The organism is Rhodopirellula sp. JB055, from assembly GCF_043100905.1.
Classification (GTDB): domain Bacteria; phylum Planctomycetota; class Planctomycetia; order Pirellulales; family Pirellulaceae; genus Rhodopirellula.
This window is the reverse complement of sequence record NZ_JBICHO010000394.1, coordinates 1-7931: the sequence shown is the minus strand read 5'-3', so window position 1 is coordinate 7931 and position 7931 is coordinate 1. Positions and strand designations below refer to the sequence as shown.

Sequence of the window (7931 nt, the reverse complement as noted above, 5' to 3'; positions counted from 1 at the left end):
TACAAAGCCCCAACGGGGGCGGTCCTAGCGGGTTTTAGCGAGTCGTTCGTAGGGCCGCCCCCGTTGGGGCTCGTGCCGGAGTCGCCGTAACGAAACCCCAGGCGATGCCTGGGGCTATCCTAGAGCTGCCCCTTTGGGGCGTAGAAAAGAACAAACACCCCAAAGCCGCATTTTCCGTGTCGCCCCTCACGAGCTTGCAGCCCACCGCCAGCCCCAGTTGCTGAATGCTTAGGATTGACACCACTTTGGACTCGCAGGATTTTGCTCCGCGACTTCGCCCCAAAGGGGCAGTCCTATTCCAGCCCAGGGCAACGCCCTGGGTTGTGGCGGGACCAAGAATACAAAGCCCCAACGGGGGCGGTCCTAGCGGGTTTTAGCGAGTCGTTCGTAGGGCCGCCCCCGTTGGGGCTCGTGCCGGAGTCGCCGTAACGAAACCCCAGGCGATTCCTGGGGCTATCCTAAAGCTGCCCCGTTGGGGCGCAGGAAAGAACAAACACCAACGCCGCTTTTTCAATCCCCGCCCCCAGCTACGCTTCCACGCCAAATCGGTGCACGGTCGTTTCCTTCAGCGTATCGCCGGGACGCAGCAGCGTGCTTTTGAAATTCGGGTGATTGCAAGCGTCGGGGTAGTGCTGCGTTTCCAAGCAGAACGCTTCGTGCGATTTGTGCCCCGCTGACGACGCGTTGCCTCCCAGGTGATTGCCGGTGTAAAGCTGCATACCGGGTTGGGTCGTTTCAATCTCGAGCGTTCGGCCGGTCTTGGGATCCACCACGCGAGCCGCTGGGCGAAGCGTTCCAGGTTCCCCCGCAACCACATAGCAATGGTCGTATCCCTTGGTGGCTGGCAACTGATCGATGCGTTTGCCGATTGCTTCGGGATGCAAGAAATCAAAAGGTGTGCCCACGACCGATGACGTCGATCCGGTCGGAATCAAATCGTCGTCCACATCCAACGTTTCGTTGCAATGCAGCAGCGCCACGTGATCGTGAACGGAGCTTGCTCCACCGTCGCCCGGTGAAATCCCCGTCAAATTCCAATAGCTGTGATTGGTCAAATTCACATGGGTCGGCTTCGTCGTGGTTGCAGTGAACTCAATCGTCAACTCGCTGGCGTCATTCCAACGGTACTCCGCCGTCACCGTGACTTCGCCGGGAAAGCCTTCGTCTCCATCGGGGCTGACCAAACTGTACCGAACACCGACTTCCGGGTTGCCGTTGACATCTTTCCCGGAAACCAAATCGGCATCCCACCATTTGTGTGAAAAGTTGACTTCGCCGCCATGCAAGCAGTGCTTGCCATGATTGACGGTGACCTGGAACTCCTCTCCATCGATCTCGAACTTGCCGAATCCAATGCGGTTGCAGAACCGACCGATGGAGCTGCCAAAACCAGGATGCGAGTCCAGGTAACGGTCGATCGAATCAAACACCATGTTCACATTCGCGAGCTTACCATCACGATCCGGCACCTCGACCTCTAGCAGCGAAGCGCCCCAGTTCATGACCGAAACACGATGCCCGTGCGAATTGGTCAGCGTGATCTTTTGGACCGGTTTCCCACTCTTGGTTTGGCCAAATGGAGTCGTGACGAGGCTCATAAATCGCTGCAAGAAGTTACAAGGGATGGACGATCGATCGCGAATTCGCGTGATCTGTAGACTGGCATTTTCGCGAGTTTCCCGCAAGGTGCGAGACATTCCGGAGCCCAGCGTTTTCGAACCTCACCCGCTTCCCCTGAGCCCCTGAGCCCCTGTGCCCCTGTGCCCCTTTCCACCTTCAAGCATGCTTCGGTCGCAGTTTCCAAGCGATCATGCAGGCGGCCAATGCCACCACCAACAAACTGAAAATAAAATATCCGATCACCAACGCTGGCTGCCCCGCATAGGACCCCTCGCTACGCATCAAGAGCGGCCCCATCGGCAGCGAAAACAATGCAGAGAATGGGCTGGCCACCCCCGCCCATTCCGTCCATTGCTGAACCTTCGCTGACAAACCCAATGTCGACGCCAGCACCCGCATTCCGGGCGGGACCACATAAAGCACGAGCAACGTCAGGTACGTCGTCATCAACGCCATCGATGTGCGTTCCTGATAAACCGACGCGGTCATCGCGATCACAGCGTTGACGATGCTGACCATGACGGGAATCGCGAACATGCCCACGATCAATGGCCAACTCGAATAGAAGTCGGTGTTCAGCCCCACGCCCAAAAGCATTGGCCACACCAAGAAACTCGTCAACACAAACGCAACTCGAAAACCAACAATGAATTTGCCCCAGAAGATTTTCCAGGGCGACAACGTCGTCGTCAGCAACAAATCCAACGTCTGCCGCTCACGTTCGCTGGTCATCGTTCCAGCCAAGAACACAGGCCCAACCAACATGTTGAACACGATCACATAAACCGCAAACCAAGGCGCGTGCGGCGTCTGCCAAAACAGCAACACCCCCATCAACGGAATCGCAAGCAAGATGCTGATCTGAATCACCAGCCGCAGCATCAACGTGCCCTGACTGAAGATCTCGCCGTGGATCTCTTTGTCGTAAACCGGATTGGCACCGTCGGCCATCAACGTTTCGCGACGAGGCGGGGCAAACAACCGATCCGGAAACTGATCGGGCTGAATCACCAACCCGACCGCTTCGGCGGCCTCTTGTTCCAAGTCAACCACTTCCTTGCCCTCACTGCCCACATCCGGCGGGTACAACATTCGTGATGCCGCCGCAGCACACATCAACGTGACTGCCGCCAGAGCAAACGCGGGCACCACCAGCACAACCACCTTGAGCCGCAGCAAACCATCGCCTGCCAACATCTGCCACATCAACACACCGCCGATCACCAACGGCAAGATCAGCAAGTAGCTGACGACCAAGGAATTGCTGGTCCGGGAAAAGTAGCTGCTGCAGAACACGCCGATCGCGCCAAACAACACCACCGAGACAAACAGCCCTAGATACGCAGCCGCCACCTCGTAAACACTGACTCCACCCAGCGGCAAGAACAGCACGATGATCGGCAGTGACGCGACAATCAGCAGCGCCAGATGCGTCAGCGCGGCCACCAATTTCCCCAGAACAATCGCACCGGGTTTCAACGGGCTGGCCAGCAGCATTTCATACGTCTGCCGTTCCTTTTCACCTGAAATGGTTCCCGCAGCGAAACTGGGGGCCATCAACGACGCAATCACGTACTGGCCCAGGAAAAACAAATCCACCAAACGACGCGCCGATGGCGGGTCCTGGCTGAGATCCAATCGCTCATCGCTTGGCCAAGCCACCAACGTGACCGCCGCCAACACCAACTGGTAAACCAGCAGCAACAGAAACGAACGGTTCGTTCGCAGGTTGACCAGCAATTCACGCTGCAACACCGGGTTGTTTCGAAACGCTGCGACCGGATTGAATCGCAGGGCGTTCACCGCCGAAGCAATCCCCGATTGCAGCCACGCGGCGACCGGATTGGGAACCCTGTCGGAGGTCGCGGCAGAGGGAATCGGCGAATCAGCGATCGGCTTGTTCAATGCAATTCTCGATGAGTGGCGATCGACCAGAAAACACAAGCGGAACGCACTGGCATTGCCTCACCCCAGCGAACTCACATCAAAGCCGTGTCTTGGATGCTTGGCCGGCTTGTTCACACACAAATCGCGGAACGGCGAAACCGGGCAAACGCGATTCTAACTGACCGATCAGCGCGCGACCACGTTCCTGATCCACTTCGAAATGTGCCGCCCCGCGAACCTTGTCCAGTTGATGCAGGTAGTACGGCATCACTCGCAAATCGATCAGCCGTCGGCACAACGATTCCAACACCTCCACATCGTCGTTCACACCGCGCAACAAGACCGCTTGGTTCAGCACGGGAATCCCCGCATCGACCAATCGCATCAGCGCGGCGCCGGTTATGTCATCCAGTTCCGCCGGATGATTGCAATGCACGACAACCCATGACGTCAATCGAGACGCTCGCATTCGACCGATCCAAGCATCCGTCACTCGCGTGGGGATCACGATCGGCATTCGAGTGTGCCAGCGAAGACGCCGAACGTGCGGAATCGATTCGATCTGGTGCATCAATTCGGCAACGGATTCATCGGTCAACGTCAGCGGATCGCCACCGCTGAGCAACACTTCCTCGATGGAATCGTTTTCCTGCAAGTACTTCAGTGCCAAATCGAGATGCGCGCCACGACTGCTGTTTTCGCTGTAAGGGAATTCGCGACGAAAGCAATATCGACAGTGAATCCCGCACGCTCCCGTCGTGATCGCGAGAGCTCGGCCGTGGTATTTGTGCAGCAACCCCGGCGCGACCGCCGCGTGCAAATCGCCGACCGGATCGCTGTTGAAACCGGCAGGTGAATCCGCTTCCTCTGCCAACGGCAAAACCTGACGAAGCAACGGGTCGTGCGGATCGCCTGGCTTCATCCTGGCGGCAAATTCCAGCGGCACAAAAACAGGAAAACCGTGGTCTTCGGCGACTCCCGAATCGGCTGGATCACCCGCGAGAGGGCCCAAATTCAGGTGCTGGCGTAATTCTCCCACCGAGCGAATCGCCCGCTTCATCGAGCCTCGCCAATTCGCGGTTTCGGGTTGTGTTGTGATTTGCAAGGACTCTCGATTCAACTCATCGCTTTTTTGGCTAAAAACATCGCCTGAACCTTTGTTTTGGGGCGGTTCCCCCACCGGGACAAATTCGGTTTTGACCGTTAAACTGCCCGCACGATCGTTTCCTCCCAGGACTCGGTTCACTGATTTTTCCGTTTGGCTTTTCCGATTGATAGTGGAGCCCACCGTGGCAACGTACAACACCAGCGATTTTCGCAAAGGACTGAAGGTTCAAATCGACGGCGAACCTTATTTGATAACCGAAATGAACTTCGTCAAACCCGGCAAGGGCAACGCGATGTACAAGTGCAAGATGAAGAACTTGATTCGCGGCACCACGCTCGACCGAACTTACAAAGGCGGCGACTCGTTGGAAGCTGCCGACGTGGAAACCACCTCCGTGCAGTTCTTGTATCGCCAAGGCCAAGACTACGTGTTCATGGACGGCACCACGTTCGAACAGTACGAAGTCCCCAACGAAGTCGCTGGCGACATCTGGAAGTACCTCAAGGACGGCACCGAGTGCTCGATGACGCTGTACAACGGCGCGGCAATCATCGTCGAACCACCCCAGCACGTTCAGTTGGAAGTCACCGAATGTGGTCCGGGCACCAAGGGCGACACGGCCACCAACGTCACCAAGCCTGCAATGGTCGAAACCGGCGCTGAGTTCAACGTTCCTGGATTCATCAAAGAAGGCAACGTGATCAAGATCAACACCGTCAACAACGAATACGTCGAACGGGTCAACAACTGACCAAGCAACGTTCGACAACCGTGTCACGGAATCGGAAACGCGGTGGTTCCATCGTGAACTCAACCTCTTGAGGTCCTCATGGTCAACACTCTCTTCCTGCCCGAACTTCGCGAAATGCTGCAACTCGGTCAGGAAACTGACCTACGGGAGTTCTGCGTGACGCTGAACGCCGGCCGAACGGCGGAGTTCATGGAGGGGTTGGAAGACGCGGAAGTCTGGGCGGTGCTGCAATATGCGGAGCCCTACCGGCGAGCAGAGATTTTCGGCTACTTCGAAGAAGATCGAAAGCTCCACATGCTGACTCGGGAACCACCCGAGCAAACCGCCGAGTTGATCGAGGAAATCCCGCCGGACGACCGAGTCGACTTGATCCACGCGCTGCCCGCGGAAACGGTCGCGAAAATTCTGCCGTTGCTGCCGGTCATCGACCGACGCGACATCGAGCGGTTGCGTTCCTACGTGGAGGGCACCGCCGGTTCGTTGATGACGACCGATGTTGCCAAGTTGGCCGAACGCTTCACCGCACGCGAGGCACTCGAAGAGTTGGGGCGACGGGCCAGCGACCTGGAGACGATCTACTACCTGTATGTTGTCGACGACAACAACTTGCTTCGCGGCATCGTCTCGGCGAGGCAACTGGTTTCTGCGCTCAGCAACACCACCAAAACGCTGGGCGATTTGATGGAAACCGACGTCGTCGTCGCGCTCGTCGGCGAAGACCAAGAATCAGTGGCCGAGAAAGTCGAACGGTTCAACTTGCTGGCCATTCCCGTGGTCGATTCGGGACGCCAACTGCTAGGCATCATCACCCACGACGACGTCATCGACGTCGTGCGAGAAGAACTGACCGAAGACGCTCAACGGATCGCCGCTGTCGCGCCATTGGAAGATGACTTTCTGCGAATCGGCCTTTTCAAACTGTCGTACAAGCGTGGCATCTGGCTGACGATTCTGTTCTTCGCTGCTTTGCTGACCGCGTTTGCACTGCGTGCTTACGAGGACGAACTCGCAGCATTTGCTTGGTTGGTTTGGTTCATTCCGCTGATCATCAGTGCCGGTGGCAACTCGGGCAGCCAATCGGCGACCTTGGTCATCACTGCGATGACCGGTGGCGAAGTCAAAAACAGCGATTTGCCTCGGGTTTTATCACGCGAGTTTGCCGTTTCACTGCTCTTGGGTGGGTTTCTCGCTCTGATTGGCTTCTTGGTCGCACTTGCAATCGCTCCGACCGCGTGGGCCGCTCTGGTGATTCCGTTCACGCTTTTGTCTGTGATTTTCTGTGGATGCATGTGCGGAGTCACGTTGCCAATCCTGTTCAAACGCATGGGTTTGGACCCAGCTTTGATGAGCAACCCCTTTGTGGCCGGAATAGTTGATATCTTAGGCATCGTGATCTACATCAATGTTGCTCGCGTGCTGCTCGGCGGATAAGGCCTGATGGACTAGGGTTCCGCGATCGCTGCCTCGATCCCGGCAGCACGCTTCGCTTCCCTATTACGTCCCGCCCCTTCCTCAACCTTCTCTTTTTGAAAGGACCGTTTTATGTCGTCTTGGCCCCTTGGTGTATTCGCTTCCATCGACGCGGGACTAGGAGTCGCTTGGCCGGTCATTCGCGAACTCGGAGTGCCGACGATTCAGTTGCACGCCCCGCACGCTGACAACCGAACCGCCGAAGCCGCTCAAAAATTCAAATCCCAATTGGATGAATACGGTGTTCAGTGCACCGCCGTCTTCGGTGGGTTCGATGGCGAAAGCTACGCCGACATCCCAACCGTCGTCGAAACGGTAGGATTGGTTCCGCCTGCGACACGTCAGGCTCGTCTGAAAGAAATGATGGAGATTAGCGACTTCGCTCGCGTATTGGGCGTCGACTGCGTTGCGTTGCACATCGGGTTTGTTCCGCACGATCCTGCTGACGCGGACTACGAAGGCATCGTCGAAGTCACCCAACAACTGTGTGATCATTGTCGGTCCAACGAACAATTCTTGCACCTCGAAACGGGGCAAGAAACAGCGGACGGCTTGCTGACCTTCATCGACACGGTCGAACGTGACAACCTGAAGATCAACTTTGACCCCGCCAACATGATCTTGTACGGATCCGGCGACCCAATCGAAGCGCTTCGCAAAGTTGGCTCGCACGTCCGTAGCGTTCACTGCAAAGACGGCCTGTGGAGCGATCAGCCAGGCGTCACGTTTGGTCGCGAAGTCCCACTGGGCAAGGGCGATGTCGGCATGGAAACTTACCTGCAGACACTCAAGGAAATTGGCTACGCCGGTCCGCTGACGATCGAACGGGAAATTCCAGAAGACCCGGCGCGACAAAAAGCAGAAATTGGCGACGCAATCGAACTGCTCACCAAAATTCGCGACGACGTGTTGGCGTAGTTCCTCGTCAGCTTCGTCTCGCGTTGCAGAACAATTGCCTCAAATGTCGAAGTCAAAATCAATGACTTTGATGTTCTGCTAATAGATTATGGCAATCAGCCGAAATTGAGCGGGAGAGTCAAAGCGAATGGAAAAGAAGCACTGATGCTCATCAAGCAGTTACAAACTGCAACTGGG

General features: G+C 56.7%; 6 protein-coding genes. 3 read left to right on the top strand and 3 right to left on the bottom strand.

From position 1 onward, the window contains the following. Positions 1-527: 527 nt before the first annotated feature. The 3 genes from ACF8AM_RS15590 to epmB all read right to left on the bottom strand — a co-directional run bounded on the left by ACF8AM_RS15590 (position 528) and on the right by epmB (position 4753). Complete coding sequence (locus ACF8AM_RS15590) at positions 528-1598, bottom strand: aldose epimerase family protein (RefSeq protein WP_392556520.1); 1071 nt, start codon at positions 1596-1598, stop codon at positions 528-530. A 178-nt stretch (positions 1599-1776) separates the two neighbouring features. Beyond that, positions 1777-3525 (bottom strand): ABC transporter permease subunit, encoded by a 1749-nt coding sequence (locus ACF8AM_RS15585; RefSeq protein ID WP_392556519.1) that lies wholly within the window; start codon positions 3523-3525, stop codon positions 1777-1779. Positions 3526-3604: 79 nt separating this feature from the next. Continuing rightward, the gene (gene epmB, locus ACF8AM_RS15580) at positions 3605-4753 is read right to left on the bottom strand and encodes an EF-P beta-lysylation protein EpmB (RefSeq protein WP_392556518.1); all 1149 of its coding nucleotides are present in this window, start codon (positions 4751-4753) and stop codon (positions 3605-3607) included. Between the two features lie 43 nt (positions 4754-4796). On the opposite strand from epmB, the gene efp reads away from it, so the two are divergent. The 3 genes from efp to ACF8AM_RS15565 all read left to right on the top strand — a co-directional run bounded on the left by efp (position 4797) and on the right by ACF8AM_RS15565 (position 7754). Further along, positions 4797-5366 carry an elongation factor P gene (gene efp, locus ACF8AM_RS15575; protein ID WP_392556517.1) on the top strand — a complete coding sequence of 190 codons (570 nt, stop codon included), beginning with the start codon at positions 4797-4799 and terminating at the stop codon, positions 5364-5366. Between the two features lie 78 nt (positions 5367-5444). Beyond that, positions 5445-6797, top strand: a complete 1353-nt coding sequence (gene mgtE, locus ACF8AM_RS15570) for a magnesium transporter (RefSeq protein ID WP_392556516.1) — start codon at positions 5445-5447, stop codon at positions 6795-6797. A gap of 111 nt (positions 6798-6908) precedes the next feature. Next, complete coding sequence (locus ACF8AM_RS15565) at positions 6909-7754, top strand: sugar phosphate isomerase/epimerase family protein (protein ID WP_392556515.1); 846 nt, start codon at positions 6909-6911, stop codon at positions 7752-7754. Positions 7755-7931: the final 177 nt, after the last annotated feature.